At 70.9% G+C, this 17,579-nt stretch carries 22 protein-coding genes; 13 read left to right on the top strand and 9 right to left on the bottom strand.

Annotated features, from left to right (window positions below):
• Positions 1-36: 36 nt before the first annotated feature.
• Genes AC07BF_RS10795 through AC07BF_RS10805 form a run of 3 tightly spaced genes read left to right on the top strand, consistent with a single transcriptional unit; the run spans position 37 to position 1,784 of the window.
• Positions 37-1,170 (top strand): peptidoglycan-binding protein, encoded by a 1,134-nt coding sequence (locus AC07BF_RS10795; RefSeq protein ID WP_478333262.1) that lies wholly within the window; start codon positions 37-39, stop codon positions 1,168-1,170.
• A gap of 57 nt (positions 1,171-1,227) precedes the next feature.
• Complete coding sequence (locus tag AC07BF_RS10800) at positions 1,228-1,455, top strand: hypothetical protein (protein WP_478333263.1); 228 nt, start codon at positions 1,228-1,230, stop codon at positions 1,453-1,455.
• Positions 1,452-1,784 carry a hypothetical protein gene (locus tag AC07BF_RS10805; protein ID WP_478333264.1) on the top strand — a complete coding sequence of 111 codons (333 nt, stop codon included), beginning with the start codon at positions 1,452-1,454 and terminating at the stop codon, positions 1,782-1,784. Before AC07BF_RS10800 ends, AC07BF_RS10805 begins: the two co-directional genes overlap by 4 nt.
• A gap of 63 nt (positions 1,785-1,847) precedes the next feature.
• Here AC07BF_RS10805 and AC07BF_RS10810 read toward each other — a convergent pair whose 3' ends face one another.
• On the bottom strand, positions 1,848-2,906 hold the full coding sequence (locus AC07BF_RS10810; RefSeq protein WP_478333265.1) for a helix-turn-helix domain-containing protein: 1,059 nt from the start codon (positions 2,904-2,906) through the stop codon (positions 1,848-1,850).
• Between the two features lie 125 nt (positions 2,907-3,031).
• Between AC07BF_RS10810 and AC07BF_RS10815 the strand changes: the two genes are divergently transcribed.
• The 7 genes from AC07BF_RS10815 (at position 3,032) to AC07BF_RS10845 (ending at position 6,240) form a co-directional block, all read left to right on the top strand.
• Positions 3,032-3,256: a hypothetical protein gene (locus AC07BF_RS10815; RefSeq protein WP_478333266.1), complete on the top strand. Its 225-nt coding sequence runs from the start codon at positions 3,032-3,034 to the stop codon at positions 3,254-3,256.
• Between the two features lie 212 nt (positions 3,257-3,468).
• On the top strand, positions 3,469-3,702 hold the full coding sequence (locus tag AC07BF_RS10820) for a hypothetical protein (RefSeq protein ID WP_478333267.1): 234 nt from the start codon (positions 3,469-3,471) through the stop codon (positions 3,700-3,702).
• Between the two features lie 243 nt (positions 3,703-3,945).
• Entirely contained in the window at positions 3,946-4,197 is a 252-nt protein-coding gene (locus tag AC07BF_RS10825) for a hypothetical protein (protein ID WP_478333268.1), read from the top strand.
• A gap of 197 nt (positions 4,198-4,394) precedes the next feature.
• Positions 4,395-4,769 (top strand): hypothetical protein, encoded by a 375-nt coding sequence (locus AC07BF_RS10830; protein ID WP_478333269.1) that lies wholly within the window; start codon positions 4,395-4,397, stop codon positions 4,767-4,769.
• On the top strand, positions 4,741-5,160 hold the full coding sequence (locus AC07BF_RS10835; RefSeq protein ID WP_478333270.1) for a hypothetical protein: 420 nt from the start codon (positions 4,741-4,743) through the stop codon (positions 5,158-5,160). The genes AC07BF_RS10830 and AC07BF_RS10835 overlap by 29 nt, the downstream gene beginning before the upstream one ends.
• 94 nt (positions 5,161-5,254) lie before the next feature.
• Positions 5,255-5,791, top strand: coding sequence for a glycine-rich domain-containing protein (locus AC07BF_RS10840; RefSeq protein WP_478333271.1), 537 nt, complete (start codon positions 5,255-5,257; stop codon positions 5,789-5,791).
• A 77-nt stretch (positions 5,792-5,868) separates the two neighbouring features.
• Positions 5,869-6,240, top strand: a complete 372-nt coding sequence (locus AC07BF_RS10845) for a hypothetical protein (RefSeq protein WP_478333272.1) — start codon at positions 5,869-5,871, stop codon at positions 6,238-6,240.
• A gap of 38 nt (positions 6,241-6,278) precedes the next feature.
• Here AC07BF_RS10845 and AC07BF_RS10850 read toward each other — a convergent pair whose 3' ends face one another.
• The gene (locus AC07BF_RS10850) at positions 6,279-6,551 is read right to left on the bottom strand and encodes a GntR family transcriptional regulator (RefSeq protein WP_478333273.1); all 273 of its coding nucleotides are present in this window, start codon (positions 6,549-6,551) and stop codon (positions 6,279-6,281) included.
• Between the two features lie 155 nt (positions 6,552-6,706).
• Between AC07BF_RS10850 and AC07BF_RS10855 the strand changes: the two genes are divergently transcribed.
• Positions 6,707-7,156, top strand: coding sequence for a hypothetical protein (locus tag AC07BF_RS10855; protein ID WP_478333274.1), 450 nt, complete (start codon positions 6,707-6,709; stop codon positions 7,154-7,156).
• A 460-nt stretch (positions 7,157-7,616) separates the two neighbouring features.
• On the opposite strand, the gene AC07BF_RS10860 is transcribed toward AC07BF_RS10855, so the two are convergent.
• From AC07BF_RS10860 to AC07BF_RS10885, 6 genes are all read right to left on the bottom strand, one after another.
• Positions 7,617-8,906 (bottom strand): geranylgeranyl reductase family protein, encoded by a 1,290-nt coding sequence (locus AC07BF_RS10860; protein ID WP_478333290.1) that lies wholly within the window; start codon positions 8,904-8,906, stop codon positions 7,617-7,619.
• A 134-nt stretch (positions 8,907-9,040) separates the two neighbouring features.
• A complete protein-coding gene (locus AC07BF_RS10865) occupies positions 9,041-9,736 on the bottom strand; it encodes a demethylmenaquinone methyltransferase (protein ID WP_478333275.1) in 696 nt (231 codons plus the stop codon).
• 138 nt (positions 9,737-9,874) lie between these two features.
• On the bottom strand, positions 9,875-10,396 hold the full coding sequence (locus AC07BF_RS10870; protein WP_363632133.1) for a hypothetical protein: 522 nt from the start codon (positions 10,394-10,396) through the stop codon (positions 9,875-9,877).
• 313 nt (positions 10,397-10,709) lie between these two features.
• Entirely contained in the window at positions 10,710-11,351 is a 642-nt protein-coding gene (locus AC07BF_RS10875; RefSeq protein ID WP_363632132.1) for an amidohydrolase family protein, read from the bottom strand.
• Between the two features lie 16 nt (positions 11,352-11,367).
• The gene (gene mqnC, locus AC07BF_RS10880; RefSeq protein WP_363585027.1) at positions 11,368-12,588 is read right to left on the bottom strand and encodes a cyclic dehypoxanthinyl futalosine synthase; all 1,221 of its coding nucleotides are present in this window, start codon (positions 12,586-12,588) and stop codon (positions 11,368-11,370) included.
• A gap of 225 nt (positions 12,589-12,813) precedes the next feature.
• The gene (locus AC07BF_RS10885) at positions 12,814-13,716 is read right to left on the bottom strand and encodes a menaquinone biosynthetic enzyme MqnA/MqnD family protein (protein ID WP_063348157.1); all 903 of its coding nucleotides are present in this window, start codon (positions 13,714-13,716) and stop codon (positions 12,814-12,816) included.
• Positions 13,717-14,084: 368 nt separating this feature from the next.
• Here AC07BF_RS10885 and AC07BF_RS10890 point away from each other — a divergent pair, with 368 nt between their 5' ends.
• Entirely contained in the window at positions 14,085-14,288 is a 204-nt protein-coding gene (locus AC07BF_RS10890; RefSeq protein WP_052580872.1) for a cold-shock protein, read from the top strand.
• A 271-nt stretch (positions 14,289-14,559) separates the two neighbouring features.
• Here AC07BF_RS10890 and AC07BF_RS10895 read toward each other — a convergent pair whose 3' ends face one another.
• On the bottom strand, positions 14,560-15,906 hold the full coding sequence (locus tag AC07BF_RS10895; protein WP_363585025.1) for a dicarboxylate/amino acid:cation symporter: 1,347 nt from the start codon (positions 15,904-15,906) through the stop codon (positions 14,560-14,562).
• A 424-nt stretch (positions 15,907-16,330) separates the two neighbouring features.
• Here AC07BF_RS10895 and AC07BF_RS10900 point away from each other — a divergent pair, with 424 nt between their 5' ends.
• A complete protein-coding gene (locus AC07BF_RS10900) occupies positions 16,331-17,539 on the top strand; it encodes an MFS transporter (RefSeq protein WP_363632130.1) in 1,209 nt (402 codons plus the stop codon).
• Positions 17,540-17,579: the final 40 nt, after the last annotated feature.

Here is a 17,579-nt window from a genome sequence, read left to right on the forward strand (position 1 = left end):
CAGCCTCGGGGCATTTTCATGTCTGGAGACACCCCTATGTCCTGGTACCCCGGCGCCGAACGCATGGAGCTGCAGCCCGAGAGCGACGCCCAGCCGGCCATCCGCCCCACACAGTTCATCCTGCACAGCATCGCGGCCGAGTGGACGCCGCGCCGCATCTACGAGTACTGGCGCGACAGCACGAACTTGGAATCGCACTTCGGCCTCGGCTACGACGGCGCCCTCGCGCAGTTCATCGGCACGCAGACCCGTGCCGACGCGTCCGCCGCGGCCAACCGCCGGCCGGACGGCACCGGCGCCGTGTCGATCGAGACCGAGTCCAACAACGAGCACACGGACCCGTGGACCGACCAGCAGATCGAGCAGCTCGTCGCGCTCGGCGTCTGGCTCCACCGCGAGCACGGCATCCCCCTCCGCATCTGCCGCAGCGCCGATGACCCCGGGTACGGGTACCACCGGCTGTTCCGGTCGTGGTCGACGTCCGGCACGGCCTGCCCCGGCGACGCCCGGGTGCAGCAGTTCCACGACATCCTGTTCCCCTCGATCGTCGCCCGCGCCAACGGCGCCCCGGAACCCACCACCCCCACGCCGCCCCCGCCGCCGGAACCGGCCGGCCCCGCCCGCTACCGGGTCACCATCGGCGGACAGGAGTACGGTTACGGCGCCCACGGCCCACAGGTGCGACAGGTGGGCGACGCCCTCGTCGCCACCGGCCACGGCCAGCACTACACCGTCGGCCCCGACGAGGACTGGACGGACGCCGACACCGAGAACTACGCGGAGTGGCAGCAGAGCCTCGGCTACAACGGCGGCGACGCCGACGGAGTCCCCGGTGAGCAGTCGCTGCGGCGCCTGCTCGGCGGCGCCCTTCCCGGCGAGCAGCCCGTCGTCGACCTCGGCCAGGTGATCGCCGCCGCCCGCCGCGACCCCGACCTCGACCAGGGCGCCACCACCTACCCCGACGCCGTGCGCCCCGTCGAGGCCGCGCTCGCCGCCGAAGGCCTGCTCGACGGCCAGTGGGCCGGCGACGGCTCGTTCGGCACCCGCACCGTGGCCGCCTACGCCGCGTGGCAGCGCTCCCTCGGGTACCGCGGCACCGCCGCCGACGGCATTCCCGGCCGCGCCTCGCTCGCCGAGCTCGCCGCGCGGCACGGCTTCACCGTCCGCTAACCCATCCGCCCGCCCGGGGCCGGCCGGCCCCGGGCCCCACCAACAGGAGGTACCACCTTGACCGACGCCACCCGGCGCACCATCCGCACCGGCCTGCAGACCGTGCTCGGCCTGCTCGCCGCCCTCCCCCTGCTCGTCTCCACCGCCGGCATCCCCGACACCCTGCCCGGCATCGCCGTGGCCCTCACCGTGGCCGGAGCGATCACGCGCGTGATGGCGCTCGACGTCGTCGAGCAGGTCCTGCCCGCCTGGCTCCGGGCCACGGAGGAGGACCCCGCCGAGTGAGCGACCCCACCGGCGCCGGCCGCCTCGACGACGTCCTGCTGTGGGCCGGCGCGGTGGTCACCATCTCCGCCGCACTCGGCCTGCTGTGGCGCACCACCCGCGGCGCCCGCCACCTCGCGCAGCGCGTCGAGGACTTCGTCGACGACTGGACCGGCACCGACGACCGCCCCGGCGTCCCCGGCCGCCCCGGCGTCATGACCCGACTCGGCACCATCGAGCGGCAGCTCGCCGCCGTGCAACACGAACTCCACCCCAACAGCGGCAGTTCACTCCGCGACGCCATCGACCGCGTAGACCAGCGGACCGCCCTCCACCTCGACCCCCCATAGAAAGCAAAGCGCCCCCTGTACCGGCTACGGCCGGACAGGGGGCGTTCTTGTCGTTGAGAGGAACTAAACGGCGCCGAACTCGCCGCCCCGGACGGCCGACACGAAGTCCTGCCAGCCAGCGGGGGAGAAGCCAAGTTCCGGGCCCTGCCGGTCCTTCGAGTCCCGTACGGGAACGATGCCTTCGACCGGGACGGCGCTGACTGCAACTTCAACGCACTCTCCCCCGTTGCCCTGGCTGACTGACGAGGTCTTCCAGTCGCGCGGGCGGCGCCAGTCAACAGGGATGTAAGGCGGGCGGGGGGTGGTCACGTTCAGCAGCTCCCTCATGGCGCGGTGGATCCGGCGTGCGGAGTCCGTCCAGTTCAGCGCTTCCGCACGGAGCCGATCATAGGCCCGGCTGTGCACTGCTGAGATTTCCTGATCAGTGATGAAGCGTCCGTGGCCCAGAACCTCGGTGTAGGTCCATGTGGAGCCCTCCGGAAGGGTCAGCAAGTGAAAGCCTCCCTGACCGGTCCTCTCGCCCAACTCTCGCTGAGCAACGTGCAAGTGGACGTTTGGGTATTGCTCGGAGACGGTCAACAGGTGCGCGAGCTGGTCATACATGACCATGCGTCCGCCGACATGCTGCCAGATGACCCCTTCGTCCACTATGGCGACGAGCTCAGGGCCGTCGACATCGAGGAACCGGCCCTGTCGGTGCAAGCGGGCCTGAACCGTCTGCTCGATGTCGTCCGGGTCGGCGGTCGGGTTGAGATGCCGTACCAGCGCGCGGGCGTAGTTGGCCGTTTGAAGTAGGCCCGGTACGCGCTCAGTGTGCAGTCCCCGAATCCGGGTGGCCTTAGCTTCGGTGTCGGCGTACATCTGGAACCAATCTGGATGATCGATGATCCTCCAGTCGGTGTCATCGAACGACCGCGTGAGTTGCCCGCTGGTACCGAACAGGGCGTCGCAGTCGTGCACGAAGTCTCGGTGGGGCTTGCGCTGACTGCTCTCGATCTTCTGTACGAAGGATTCGGACACGTGAAGCGCCGTGGCGAGACTCAGATGGGTGGAGTACCCGGCGGCTGTCCGGAGATCCCGAAACACCCATGCGAAGGTCTCCGGTCGCAGCGTTGTGCGCACTCGTCGTCCTGCCATCCGCAACCCCATTCCGTACATCGGGTTCTGTCGTGCTATCAGGTATACCCCTCTGGCTTCCCCGTGCAGTTGGCTAGTTACCGCACCGCAACTGACCGGAAGGCAGTGGGATGGACGTGTTCAAACCCCAGGTGGGACAGCTCGTCTACGACCGGCGCCGCCAGCGCACGGGCGTCTACATGGGCACCGTGGGTGGCAAACGGCACCTGCGTCCGGAGCGTGGCGGGTGTGAGTGGGCGGCGCGGCCGGACGACGTCGAGCCTGTTCCTCCGCCGCTGGAGTACGCCAACCCGCGCGGTGCGCCGCGCGGTTCGGTTGTCGAGACGTACCAATGACCCCGCCCCGGGTCTACCTGCCGCTGGTCGGCGTGGTGGCCGTCGCCGCCCTGACGGTCGCGCTCGTTGCGGACACGGCTATACGCGGTCAGCCGTATGGCTACCAGGCGCTCGTCGTCCTGGTCCTGTTTGGCACCGTGTTCGGTGCGGTGGTTGTCGTTGCTGAACCCCTGCTTCGAAGAGGTCAACTCCCCACAGAAGGGCACCACCTCATGAGTGAACCGCCCCCCGACCCGGACGACCCCGAGCCCGACGTGTGCCCCCCGTGCGGCGCGCTGATCCGGCCCGACCCGCCGGAGCCCGACGGGTACGCCGGCTGGAAGTGCGGGTGCGGTTGCTTCGGCTACCTGATGCCGCCGGACCACCAGGGCGACGAGGCCCGTGTTCAGGTCTGCGGCCGCAAGCCCCAGCGCCGCCGGACCACGGCCCCATCGGTGGCCGCGTGACGCGCCGCTCCCAGAGCCGGCTATGGCTTCACCGGATGATGCACCCGGTAGTCACGGCTCAGATGCTCTGGGGTCTGCACGCCCAATTTGCCTGGCCGGTAACGATGTTCAGCCCGCGCCGCCGCGAGATCATCCGCGACGAACGGGCTGGACGTCTGGCACTTCGAGCGGAGCTTGACCGGCGCCGCCTGGGGCTCCCGGCGAACCCCGACCGCCACGAACACCCCGAAGGAACGAGCGCAGATGGAGCCCCCGGCAGCGCGTGAGGTTCGCGTGGAAGTCGTGCCCGCCGACGGGTTCCAGTTGGAGATCGAGGGCGCACTGTCCGATCCGTACGTCACGACCGACGACATGAATCGGTATTACGAAGAGGTCATCGCTGACTCGGTCCGCCGGGAGCTATTCATTGCTGACGACGTGCCGCTCGTCCTTCTGATCACGGACGAGGACGGGGAACTCCGCCGGATCGAGCAGTCAAACAAGCCCGTCGAGTAGCACCTAGACCCCCGTCCCGGACGCGCAGTCATGGAAACGGCCCGCTCGGGACGGGCTCCAACTCCCGTGCCACCAACCAGAGTCGGTCCTGGGTGGACGTCCCGGTACGGGAACAGCGGTCTCGTCCGTACATGCCCCCCGTCGTGGACGGGCGAGACCGCGCCCGACCCTGTACCTGCCAGCACAAGGAACCGCACGTGGCCCGGTGGCGAAACTGGAGGAACGGCGTCGAGGCGGCCGAACTGGCCGCACGCACCGATATAGAGAGCAGCGGGACCGTCTCTCAGACCGTGGCCGGTCGCCTGACTGGCCCGTCGATCGGCTCGACCGCTGTCGACACCCAGGTCGGCACGCGGATCGGAATCGTCCACAACTACGTGCGCGGGGTCGCGTACCTGCGTGAGCCCGGGTCTAACCAGTTCGTGTGGCCCTGTCCCTACCCCTACATCAGTCGCCCAACGCCCGAACAGGCCGTACTGGCGAAGATTCTCGACGCCGGGGTGTACCGGGAAGACCCCACTCCGAAGAAGGGAGCTACCTGCGTTGCCGATCCCCCGACGGCTGCCGGCTGAGCCGCCCGCCCTGAACTTGTACAGCAGCATCGCGACTGCCATCTACGACGACCTAGAGTTCGACCCGGACACTGGCTGTCGATGTCCGGAGCGGGCGGCGGGCGGCTGCGTTGAGGATCTAGACCTGACTCTCCAGAGTTGGTACCAGCACACCGATGGGCGAGAGGGCGTTTTCGTGCGCCTCCGCCGGGTGTTGGACGCCGACTCGGGGGTCACCCTCCGCACCGAAGCGTCGTTCCGCAGCCACAACAAGCACGGCCAGCCCGTCTACTGGGCGCTCAAGTGTGCGAGTGCCGTCCACGTCGAGAACGAGTACGAGCGGGCGCGCACGTCCCGGCCGCCCGTGTCCGCGAGACTCCCGTTCCAGCCGGCTATCCCCGCGGGTAGCTAGGCACAACCCATCAGACTCCCGTCGGTTGAGCCGGCGGGCTGCACAACCCGTGCCCACTCTCGTGGGTACGGCCCTCCCATCTGTAGGAGGCAAGTTGAGCACCATGGAATCCACCGGCCTGCGCACGGGTCGCGAGTTGGCGTCCCCGGAGCTGTTCGCCAGCGTCAGCCAGTTCGCCATCGCGGAGCTGGGCGCGCCGGAGAAGTACGCGGACCGCATCACCGACCAGGCGTTCGCCTACCTGTACACCGCCGCCCACCACGACGGCCCGTTGATGCCGAGCGCCGCCGTGGACAAGGGTGTCCACGCGTTCTACCTCCACACGGCGGACGCCGCCGAGTGGTTCGAGAAGGTGGCCGGTCGGTTCGTCCACCACAACCCCCGGCCGCACAGTGGCGGACGTAGCAAGGCCGACCTGGGTCGCACCATCGCGGCCATGGAGGCGCGCGGTTTCGCCGTCGACCTGAAGTGCTGGGCGGAGACCCCGGATGGCCTGATGCAGTGCGACAGCGACGACGGGCGCCCGTACGAAGCGGTCGGAGCGGTCGATCCGGACGAGAGCCCCGACGACGGCGGCGGGAGCAACCCCACGCCGGGCGACGCCGATGACGGCCGTGACTACCTCGCCTGACTCGCTAGCCTGAAGTGATCAGCCGGGCCGGTTCCCGAACGCTGGGAGCCGGTCCGGCGCCTACCTGATGGGAAGTCATGGCACTGCACTGGCATGCATACGGGTGGATCGGACGGGAGCGGGTGGAGAGTAAGAGCCACGACGACGACCTTCCGCCCATGGAAATTAAGTACTGGCTGAGGAAGCCCCCGCGATTGATCAGGGGCACGTTCCACGAGATCGACAAGGCGGTCGACTGGATGGCCGGGGAGCTGGCCCAGTACCCCTATCCGGAGTCATACGGAAGCGACGACAAGGCGCGCTTGGAGTTCGTCAGGGACACGCTGGCCCAGGCTTCGGGGCGTGACGTGGTCTGGGGCTGGTACCCGAACAACAGCCAGTACGTATCACGCGCCATCATCGCGTGCCCGCGTACTGCGGACGGGATCGCCTGCCCGGAAGGGCTCTAGCGTTCGACCGGGCCCCGTCCGGGTTCGCCTGGGCGGGGCTATTCCGTGCTTGGGGCCGAACGCTGGTCGGGCGGAACCACGGTTGAGCCCTTACCCCAGCGGGTGGTGATGAGCCCGTTTTCCTCCCGGAGCACTTCGAGCGCCCGTCGAATGGTCATGGGCGCCATGTCGAAGCGCTGAGCAAGCGCCGATTCAGAAGGGAACGGCTCCCCGGAATCGTAGGCACCCGCGCGAATCTCCCGGGCAAGCTCATCGGCGGCTTGCCGGTACGGCGGCACTCGCCTTGGACGCGTCGAAGGGCTATCGGACATGCGAGAAGCCTACGGAGCGGCCAACCCCGGCTCCACTTAGAAGGGTAGGAGTGTAGACGACTTAGAGGAGTGCCGATATGGTCGTGCCACAACAACAAAGAAGCCCCGGCGGGTGCTGGTAACACCCCCGGGGCCATGGAGCCTCGGAGGGCTCAATGACCCACTTTATCGCCTGGGCGTTCGCGTCCTGGGCCGTCATCCTGCTGGCTGGCCTGATAGCGCTGCACCTGCCCATAGAGGCGGGGGAGCCGTTCCAGCCCAAGCCACCAGCGCCGCCCACCGCACCGGGACCGGAGATGCCCGCACTCTGGGACATCCCGCCGCACGTAATCGAGCGCTCAAAGCCGCTGAACGCGGAAGATCACGTGCCCGTCCGTCTGTACACCCCAGAGGCTCAGGAAGCCCCCGAGGAAGCCTCAGAAGACCCCGCGCCTGAACTTCCCCGACCGGCCACGGTCCGAGTGGTCCCGCTGTGGGTGGGGCTCATCCTCGAAGACCAGCGGCAAGCCGCCCGACGGCGGGCACTCGAAGCGGCTTCGGCGGGACTGCCCGACCCCGGCTACACCTACCTGGGCGCCCAGGCGCTCATCGGGGCCGGTGCGTGATGGCAACGACGATCACCGAGACCTGCGGTGCCCGACGCCCCGGCCGGGAGGCCGGACCGGCCATCGGACGACACCGCCTCCCGTGCGTAGCCGACCCGTTCCATGCAGACGACCACGCGGACGCCTTCGGCGAGTGCTGGTCCCGGATCAACGACACCCCAATCCGACCTTGCCGCCGCTGTGGTGACACCAGCGACACCGTGACCGCAGTAGCCCACATCGAGGCCGCCAGCGGCCCCGGCTTCACAGTCTGGGGATGCCCGACATGCACACCGCTTCTACGCTGATCGGTTAACCAGCCTCTGCGCACGAGAAGCCCCCCTCCGGCCGGAGAGGGGCTTCTTGCTGTTCCGCCACCGCGGCCGATACCGCTCAGCCGCGTTTCCCCAGGTCAGGACACGAGTGCTTTAGAGACGTTGTTCCACGTCAACGGCCTGACCGCGGGCAAGCCGTTGCATCATCATGAACTCGGGGATACCTTCGCGAGGCCGTTGATGATGCGGTCCATCGCGTCGCCGCCCTGCGGGTCGGTGAGGTTGGCGAGCATCTTGAGGGTGAAGCGCATCAGCATCGGGTGGGTGAGGCCGCGCTGGGTGGCGAGCTGCATCACCTTGGGGTTGCCGATGAGCTTCACGAAGGCGCGGCCCATCGTGTAGTAGCCGCCGTAGACGTCCTTGAGGACGCGCGGGTAGCCCTGCAGAGCGCGCTCGCGCCCGGTCTCGGTGACCCGGGCGTGGGCCTGGACGATGACGCCGGCGGCGATCTGGCCGGATTCCATCGCGTAGGCGATGCCCTCGCCGTTGAACGGGTTGACCATGCCGCCCGCGTCGCCGACGAGCAGCAGGCCGCGGGTGTAGTGCGGCTGCCGGTTGAAGGCCATCGGCAGCGCGGCGCCGCGGATCGGGTCGGTCATGTTCTCGGGGGTGTAGCCCCACTCCTCCGGCATGCCGGCGCACCAGGCCTTGAGCACCTCGCGCCAGTCGAGTTCGCCGAACGCGGGCGAGGAGTTGAGGATGCCGAGGCCGACGTTGGAGGTGCCGTCGCCCATGCCGAAGACCCAGCCGTACCCGGGCAGCTGCTTGCGCTGGCCGCCGCGGGTGTCCCACAGCTCCAGCCAGGACTCCAGGTAGTCGTCGTCGTGGCGCGGCGAGGTGAAGTACGTCCGGTAGGCGACGCCCATCGGGCGGTCCTCGCGGCGGTGCAGGCCCATGGCGAGCGAGAGCCGGGTGGAGTTGCCGTCGGCGGCGACCACCAGCGGGGCGCGGAAGGTGACCGGCCGCTTCTCGTCGCCGAGCTTGGCGGTGACGCCGACGATCCGGCCGGTGCGCTCGTCCAGGACGGGCCCGCTGACGTTGCAGCGCTCGTAGAGCCGGGCGCCGGCCTTCTCGGCCTGACGGACCAGCAGCTCGTCGAAGTCGGCGCGCTTGCGGACCAGGCCGTAGTCCGGGAAGGCGGACAGCTCGGGCCAGTCCAGCTCCAGCCGGACGCCGCCGCCGATGATGCGCAGGCCCTTGTTGTGCAGCCAGCCGTTCTCGGTGGAGACGTCGATGCCCATGTCCACCAGTTGCTTGGTGGCGCGGGGGGTGAGGCCGTCGCCGCAGACCTTCTCGCGCGGGAACGCGGTCTTCTCCAGCAGCAGCACGTCCAGCCCGGCCTGGGCGAGGTAGTACGCGGTGGTGGACCCGGCCGGACCCGCGCCGACCACGATGACGTCGGCCGTGCTCTCGACCGGGCTGTCCGGCTTCGTCAGATCGGCTGCGGTCTCGGACACGGTGGACACTCTCCTGGAGCTGCGGCTGTGGGGACGGCGGCTTCTGTCTCCGGCAGTCTAGTTCCGTCCCCGCCGCCGGAAACGACCACGCCCCCACACCGCCGGTGCAACGGCTACCCGAGCTTGTACGCCCGGTGCAGCGCGACGATGCCGCCGGTGAGGTTGCGCCAGGCGACCTTGGACCAGCCGCTCTCCTGCAGCCGGGCCGCCAGCTCGGGCTGGTCGGGCCAGGAGCGGATGGACTCGGCGAGGTACACGTACGCGTCCGGGTTGCTGCTGACCGCGGTGGCGACCGGCGGCAGGGCGCGCATCAGGTACTCGGTGTAGACCGTCCGGAACGGCGTCCAGGTCGGGGTGGAGAACTCGCAGATCACCAGCTTGCCGCCGGGCTTGGTGACGCGCTGCATCTCGCACAGCGCCGCGTCGGTGTCCTGGACGTTGCGCAGCGCGAAGGAGATCGTCACCGAGTCGAAGGTGCCGTCCGCGAACGGCAGCCGGGTGGCGTCGCCGGCGGTGAGCGGCAGCTCGGGGTGGCGGCGCTTGCCCTCGACGAGCATGCCGACGGAGAAGTCGCACGGGACGACCTGCGCGCCGGCCTCGGCGAAGGGCAGCGAGGAGGTGCCGGTGCCGGCTCCGAGGTCGAGCACGAGGTCCCCCGGTCCGGCGTCCACCGCCTCGGCCACCGCCCGGCGCCAGGCGCGGGCCTGGCCGAGGGACAGCACGTCGTTGGTGCGGTCGTACTTGGCCGCGACGTCGTCGAACATGGCGGCGACTTCGTGCGGCTGCTTGTCCAGAGAGGCTCGGGTCACGCCCCCATTGTTCACCCTGGCGCCGACACCCCGACCAACGGGGCACGCCGCGGGGCGTCCGCACCCGCCGCACGGGCCCCGCCGCACGCCCCCGCCGTCCAGCGCCCCCGCCCGGCCCCACCGGTGCCGCGCGCCCCGTCAGTGCTGCGCGCGCCGCCCGCTCGCGCGCCGCCGGCGCCGGGAGCGCTTGCCGTGGGTTATCGCGGGCATCCCGTCGGCCAGCGCCCCGGTCGCCAGTGCGACGGTGGTGGCCAGCCGGCCCTGCCCGGCGCGGACCGCGAGCGCCCGCCGGTGCCGCCGGATGCGCAGCACGCAGACCACGAACATCCCGACCGCGACCGGCACGCTGAACCGGGCCAGGCCGACGCCGACCGGCTGCGGGTAGGTGTCGCCGCAGATCCGCACCGCGCCCGGGTCGTCGGCGGCGTGCTCCAGGCAGATCGGGTCGCCGATCCTGGCGCCGTCGGCGAGCGGCAGCGCGGCCGCGGTGTGCGACTGGCCGGACGCCCGGTAGCTGACGGCACTGTAGGAGCCGCCGCCGGTGGGGAGCTGGGTGACGACGCCTTCGACTCTCACGGGGTGGGCGCCGATCCGGTCGGCCTGGTCGGCCTGGCGCCAGCCGAGCAGGCACATGCCGACGGCCAGCACGGCGCTGAGCACGGCGGCGAGGTACCAACCACGGCCCAACCGCGGGGATCGCGGCGGGGGGACGGTCGCGGATCGCATGGTTCCTGTCCTGGCTTGCCTTCGGGGCCTGGGACACGGCCCCGCCACCCGCGGGCACGGGCGGTAGGTGGTGAGGGTACGGAGTGAGCTGTCCGGGATCGTATCCGCTGGCGGGCCCTCAGGTCACGGCGAAGGGGGAATCACCCCACAGGGTGGACAGTGGAGTTCGGCGGCACACGAAGGAAGTGCCGTACGCCGCAAGGAAGTCCGACTACCGGCGAGTACGTCGTCCGGTTCCCGGCCCCGTTCAGCGCCGCCGGTACACCAGCCGCCCGCCCAGCACGGCGGCCAGGCAACCGCCCGGCGATGGCTGGGCGAAGCCCTCCCCAACGGCCGGGAACACCGCGAAGTCGGCCCGGCCGCCCGCCGCCACCCGGCCGTGCACGGCCGCCGCGAGCGGCAGCACCGACAGCGGGTCCAGCGGGCCGTCCGCCGGGTCCATCGCGTCCGGGGCGCCCGGCAGCGCGACCAGCCCGGAGCGCGCCACGGCCGTGCGCACCGCGGCCCGCTCGAACGGCCCGGCCACCGCCGTCACCCCGAACCCGAGCATCCGTTGCAGCCCGCGCCGGGCGCTCGCGCCGCAGCGCCCCTCGTCGACGGAGCCCGTCAGCCCGTCCGCGACCGGCTCGACGCCGATCTCCTCGCGCGGGTCCGGGTGGTAGGCGTGTTCCAGCAGCCGGTGCCCGTACGGGTTGCGCAGCCCCGGCGTGAGCACCGCGGCGCCCCAGTCCCGCAGTCGCGCCCCCGGGTGCGCGGCGGCCAGTTCCCGGTACGGTCCGACGGCCTCGACGCGGTCGCCGCGCACCAGCACCGCCCCGTCCGGGAGGGACGGGGCGGTGGGGTCGGCCGGGTCGGGCAGCACCAGGGCCGCCCGGTGCAGGGTCAGCACGGCGGTGCCCCGGGCCTCAGTTGTCCAGGATCTTCAGCTCGGGGTGCGCGGTGCCGCCCTCGATCGCCGTGGAGGCGATGTGCGAGGCGACCCGCGGGTCCACCGGGTCGTTGGCCGGGTCGTCCAGCACCCGCAGGTGCTCGTACGTGGTCGCGCGCTGCGCCGGGACGCGGTCGGCGGCCCGGATGAGGTGGATCAGCTCGGTGAGGTTGGAGCGGTGCTTGGCACCGGCCGCCGAGACGACGTTCTCCTCCAGCATGACCGAGCCGAGGTCGTCCGCACCGTAGTGCAGCGACAGCTGGCCGGCCTCCTTGCCGGTGGTGAGCCAGGAGCCCTGGATGTGGGCGACGTTGTCGAGGAACAGGCGGGCGATCGCGATCATCCGCAGGTACTCGAAGACGGTGGCCTGCGTCGAGCCCTTCAGGTGGTTGTTCTGCGGCTGGTAGGTGTAGGGGATGAAGGCCCGGAAGCCGCCGGTGCGGTCCTGCACGTCGCGGATCATCCGCAGGTGCTCGATCCGCTCGGCGTTGGTCTCGCCGGTGCCCATCAGCATGGTGGAGGTGGACTCCACGCCGAGGCCGTGCGCGGCCTCCATGATCTCCAGCCAGCGCTCGCCGGACTCCTTGAGCGGGGCGATCGCCTTGCGCGGCCGCGCGGGCAGCAGCTCGGCGCCGGCGCCGGCGAAGGAGTCCAGGCCGGCCCGGTGGATCCGGGTGATGGCCTCCTCGATCGAGACGCCCGAGATCCGGGCCATGTGGTCGACCTCGGAGGCGCCCAGGGAGTGGATCACCAGCTGCGGGAAGTCGGCCTTGATGGCCGAGAACGCGCGCTCGTAGTACTCCACGCCGTAGTCCGGGTGGTGGCCGCCCTGGAACATGATCTGGGTGCCGCCCAGTTCGACGGTCTCGGCGCAGCGGCGCAGGATCTCGTCGAGCTCGCGGGACCAGCCCTTGTCGCTCTTCGGCGGCACGTAGAACGCGCAGAACTTGCACGCCGTCACGCAGACGTTGGTGTAGTTGATGTTGCGCTCGATGATGTACGTCGCGATGTGCTCGGTACCGGCGTAGCGGCGGCGGCGCACCGCGTCGGCGGCGGAGCCGAGCGCGTGCAGCGGCGCCGAGCGGTACAGCTCCAGCGCCTCCTCCGGGGTGATCCGGCCACCGCCGGCGGCCCGGTCGAGCACGGCCTGCAAATCGGTGCTGGGCGCATCGAGGGTGGTCGCTGCGAGCTCGGTCACCTGGCCGCCTTCTCTCTCTCGGATACTGCAGTTCTCGGCGCTGCCGCCCCCCGGACGGCGGGCGTCCGGGTACGGCCGAACCAGCCTACGCCAGGCCTTTCGAGCGTCCGCGTCAGCCCGCTGCCCGTCGACCACCGCGCTCAACCGACCACCGTGCCCAACCGACCACCGCGCTCAACCGACCACCGTGCCCAACCGACCACCGTGCTCAACCGACCACCGTGCTCAGCCGACCGGCAGCGCCGCCGGCTCCAGCAGCCGCACCGCGACGTCCGACGCGAAGCCGCTGTCGTGCGCGACCCGGCGGGCGAACTCGGCGACGCCGGCCAGCTGCCGCTCGCCGAGCGAGAAGTCGAGGGCCTCGCTGAAGTACCGCTCCAGCACGTCCGCGCCGAAGGCCTCCCAGCGGGCGGCCTGTTCGGCGACCTTGGCGGCCTCGACCAGTGAGAGGTCGCGGGACTCCAGGAAGGCCCGGTGCACGGCCGCGGTCAGTTCCGGACGGCGCTCGGCGAACTCGCGGCGCACGGCCCAGACGGCGAAGACGAACGGCAGGCCGGTCCACTCCTTCCACATCTCGCCGAGGTCGTGGACGGTCAGTCCGAGGTCGGCGGCCTGGCCGAGGTAGGCGCGCAGCGCCGGGTCGCCGATCAGGACGGCGGCGTCGGCCTCGGCGAGCATCGAGCTGAGGTCGGGCGGGCAGCTGAAGTAGTCGGGGCGGACGCCCTCGCGTTCCTCCAGCAGCAGCCGGGCGAGCCGGACGGAGGTGCGGCTGGTGGAGCCGAGGGCGACGCGGCGGCCGTCCAGGTCGGCGAGCGGCACCTTGCTGACGATGAGGCAGGACATCACCGGGCCGTCGCTGCCGACCGCGATGTCGGGCAGGACCAGGAGGTCGTCGGCGTTGCGCAGGTACTCCACGCAGGTGATCGGACCGATGTCCAGCGAGCCGTCGACGAGCTGGTCGCTCAGCTTCTCCGGGGTGTCCTTGGTGAGGTCGAGGTCCAGCAGGTTGCCGGTCCTGGCGAGGCCCCAGTAGAGGGGGACGCAGTTCAGGAACTGGATGTGGCCGACGCGAGGCCTGACCGGGGTGTGTTCCTGGGGCTCCCGCGATTGTCCGTCCGGTGCTGCCACTGCGCCGCTCCCTTGTACTGTTCGTGCGCTTTCCCGCAGCGTATGCCTGCTGTTCACAGAGGCTTGCACCGGGCACCCGACACGCGCTCGCGAGGCCTGCTGGACGCCCCTGCGGGGCCCTACGACACGCGCCGTGGGGGCCGCAGTTCACCCCTGGTCGTCACAGCGACCGCATGCTAGCGTTGCCCTCAGTTGCAGTTTGATTCCCCTTGCAGTACTTGAAGCCTGCGGAGCATGTAACCGCGGGCTTTTTGTAGTTTTTCAGCAATATCGAAAAACTTCGGACTCGTCCGGAGGCAGGGCGATCAGCGCAGCGGACCGGGTGCCACACGGTGTGGCCCCGACACGTCCCTCGCAAGGAGAACGGCATGGCCACGGGAACCGTCAAGTGGTTCAACGCTGAGAAGGGCTTCGGCTTCATCGCCCAGGAGGGCGGCGGCCCCGACGTCTTCGTCCACTACTCCGCCATCAACGCGAGCGGCTTCCGCTCGCTGGAGGAGAACCAGGCGGTGAACTTTGACGTCACCCAGGGCCCGAAGGGCCCGCAGGCGGAGAACGTCACCCCCATCTGACCATCTTCTGATGTTCTGATCGCTCGGGACCCCAGCGGGTCCGTCGGCGGCTCCCGACAGCCGTCACCATGAGCACAAGAGCAACACCCAAGGGGGCCCGCCCGACCGGCGGGCCCCCTGCCTTTTCCGCCTGGCCTTTCCCCGGCCCCTCCTCCCGGCCACCGCCCCGGGAAGCAGCGCACGCACCCGCGCCCCCGCGGCGCGCACAAGGGCCCGCCTCCGCACCGGGGAACGGTGCACAGGCGGGCCCTTGTCGCCGAGCCGGCCGGGATCAGGCAGCCACCGGGGCCGCCTTGTCCGTCTGCGCCGGGACGACGGCCGACGGCGCGTCCTCGTACAGGTCGCCGGAGGGGCGGTTGTAGGCGGCGACGTCGAGGATCTTCTCCCGCGAGGCCACCAGGACCGGCACCAGCACCTGGCCCGCGACGTTGGTCGCGGTGCGCATCATGTCGAGGATCGGGTCGATGGCGAGCAGCAGGCCGACGCCCTCCAGGGGCAGGCCCAGGGTGGAGAGGGTGAGCGTCAGCATGATGATCGCACCGGTGAGGCCCGCGGTGGCGGCCGAGCCGACGACCGAGACGAAGGCGATCAGCAGGTAGTCCCGGATGCCGAGGTCGATGTTGTAGACCTGGGCGACGAAGATCGCGGCGATCGCCGGGTAGATCGAGGCGCAGCCGTCCATCTTGGTGGTGGCGCCGAACGGCACGGAGAAGGACGCGTACTCGCTGGGGACGCCGAGGCGCTCGGTGACGCGGCGGGTGACCGGCAGGGTGCCGACCGAGGAGCGCGAGACGAAGGCCAGCTGGATGGCGGGCCAGGCGCCCTTGAAGAAGTTGACCGGGTTCAGGCCGGCGGCGAACTTCAGCAGCAGCGAGTAGACGACGAAGAGCACCAGCGCGCAGCCGACGTAGATGTCGAGGGTCAGCGTGGCGAAGGGCTTGAGGAGGTCCCAGCCGTACTTGGCGACGGACTTGCCGATCAGGCCGAGGGTGCCGAGCGGGGAGAGCCGGATGACCCACCACAGGGCGGTCTGGGTCAGCTCCAGGACGGACTCGCTGAGCTTGAGGACCGGCTCGGCCTTGCTGCCGAGCTTGATGATCGCCGCGCCGACCACGACCGCCATGAAGACGATCTGCAGCACGTTCACCTTGGCGAAGGCGTCGACGATGTTGGTCGGGAAGATCCCGGTCAGGAAGTCGATCCAGGTGCCCTTGGAGTCGAGCGCCTTGAGGCCGTCGGTCTTGAGGTTGGTGCCCTGGCCGGGGTTGGTCAGCAGGCCCAGGCCCAGGCCGACGGCCACCGCGATCAGCGAGGTGATCATGAACCAGAGCAGCGTGCGGGTGGCCAGGCGGGCCGCGTTGGTGACGTTGCGCAGGTTGGCGACGCTCACCACGATCGCGGTGAACACCAGCGGCGGGACGGCCAGCTTGAGCAGCTGGACGAAGATCTTGCCGATGGTCTCCAGGGTGGTGGCCAGCCAGGAGATGTCGGCGGCGCGGGCCAGGTAGCCCAGGCCGACGCCGAGCAGCAGGCCGCCGACGATCTGGACCCAGAACGGGGTCTTGCGGATTCTCGCGAGCACGGACGGCGACGAGGTCGCCTCGGGCGCTGTGGACATGACGGTGCGGCTCCGGGGGAGGGCGTTGCTGACGGTGGGGTGTGGCGGAGGAGGCGGCACGGCGCGCGGGCCGGGCGGGGAGGTCCCGGCCCCCGGTCAGGGGCGTGCCGCCGGGATACAGCTCATGGCGCGACAACGGCGCGGGCTGTCCACAGCACCGGTCAGAGCGCACGGGCGGGCGGCATCGGGCAGCGAGCCCCGGCCGTGCTTCCGCGATGCGTCTGAGGTGGTCATGGGCGACACATTAGCAGTAAAGGTTTGAGATGTTCAAAGTAGTTGTTTGAGGTTGGGGTGAGATCCGGACACGAACGAAGCTGACGCACCATCAGATCATCCCCATCGACCCGATTGACCGCTGAGCGGTTATACGTATAACTTTGACGGCGTCCCCGCCCCCGCCTGCCCAGACCGGAGAAGACGCCCGATGGGCTACCTCGCCCTGCTCCGCGCCCCCCATGTCAGCCGCCTGCTCCTCGGCACCCTGCTCGGCCGCCTGCCCGCCGGCATGACCGCCCTGGTGATCGCCCTCGCCCTGCGCGAGGCCGGCGCGCCGTACGGGCGGATCGGACTGGCCACCGCCGCCTACGCGATCTCCGCCGCCGTCGGCGGGCCGGTGCTCGGGCGGATCGTGGACCGCACCGGGCAGCCCCGCGTCCTGCTCGCCTCCGCCGTGCTCGCCGGCGGCGGGTACGCGCTGCTCGCCCTCGCCCCCGGCTCCGAGATCGCCGCTCCGCTCGGCGCCGCGATCGCCGGGCTCGCCATGCCCCCGCTCGAACCCTGCCTGCGCTCGCTCTGGCCGGACGTGGTGGAGGAGGAGCAACTCGACACCGCCTACGCCTTCGACTCCGCCTCCCAGCAGATCCTCTACGTGGCCGGCCCGCTGGCCGTCGCCGGGATCGCCGGCCTGTTCAGCCCGGTCGCCGCGCTCTGGATGGCCGCCGGACTGGGGCTGGCCGGCGCGCTGATCGTGGCCACCACCGCCCCGGCCCGGGCCTGGCGCGCCCCGGCCCGCGCGCACTCCGCCGGGCTGCTCGGCCCGCTGCGCTCCCCCGGCCTGGTGCTGCTGCTGGTCGGACTGGCCGGGGCCGGCTGGGCCGTCGGCGCGCAGAACGTGCTGTTCATCGCCTACGCCGAGCACCACGCCGACGCCCTGCCCGGCGGCGCGGGCACCCTGCTGGCGCTGGCGGCGCTCGGCGGCCTGCTCGGCGCGCTCGCCTACGGCGCGGTGAAGTGGCGCAGCAGCACGGCCACCCGCACCTGGGTCATGGCGCTCGCGATGGCCGCGTCCTACCTGCCGCTGGTGCTGCTGCCCGGGCCGTACCCGATGGCCGCGCTGGCCTTCCTCTCCGGGATCGGGCTGGCGCCGCTGCTGGCGGCGGCGTTCGTGCTGGTCGCCGAGCTGGCGCCGACCGGGACGGTGACCGAGGCGTTCGCCTGGCTGGTGACGCTGTTCGCGACGGGCAACTCGCTCGGCTACGCGGTGTCCGGCAACCTGGCCGAGGACTCGCTGCGGCCGGTGGCGCTGTGCGCGGCGGGCGGGATCGCGCTCGGCGCCCTGCTGCTGTTCGGCGCCCGCCGCTGGTTCCACCCGGTGCCGTCGGCGCCGTCGATGCGACCGGTGCCGGTGGGCTGAGGCCCCCCACAGACGACCGCGCCCACCGGGGTCTGGCCGG

The organism is Kitasatospora sp. NPDC043950 (assembly GCF_056435345.1).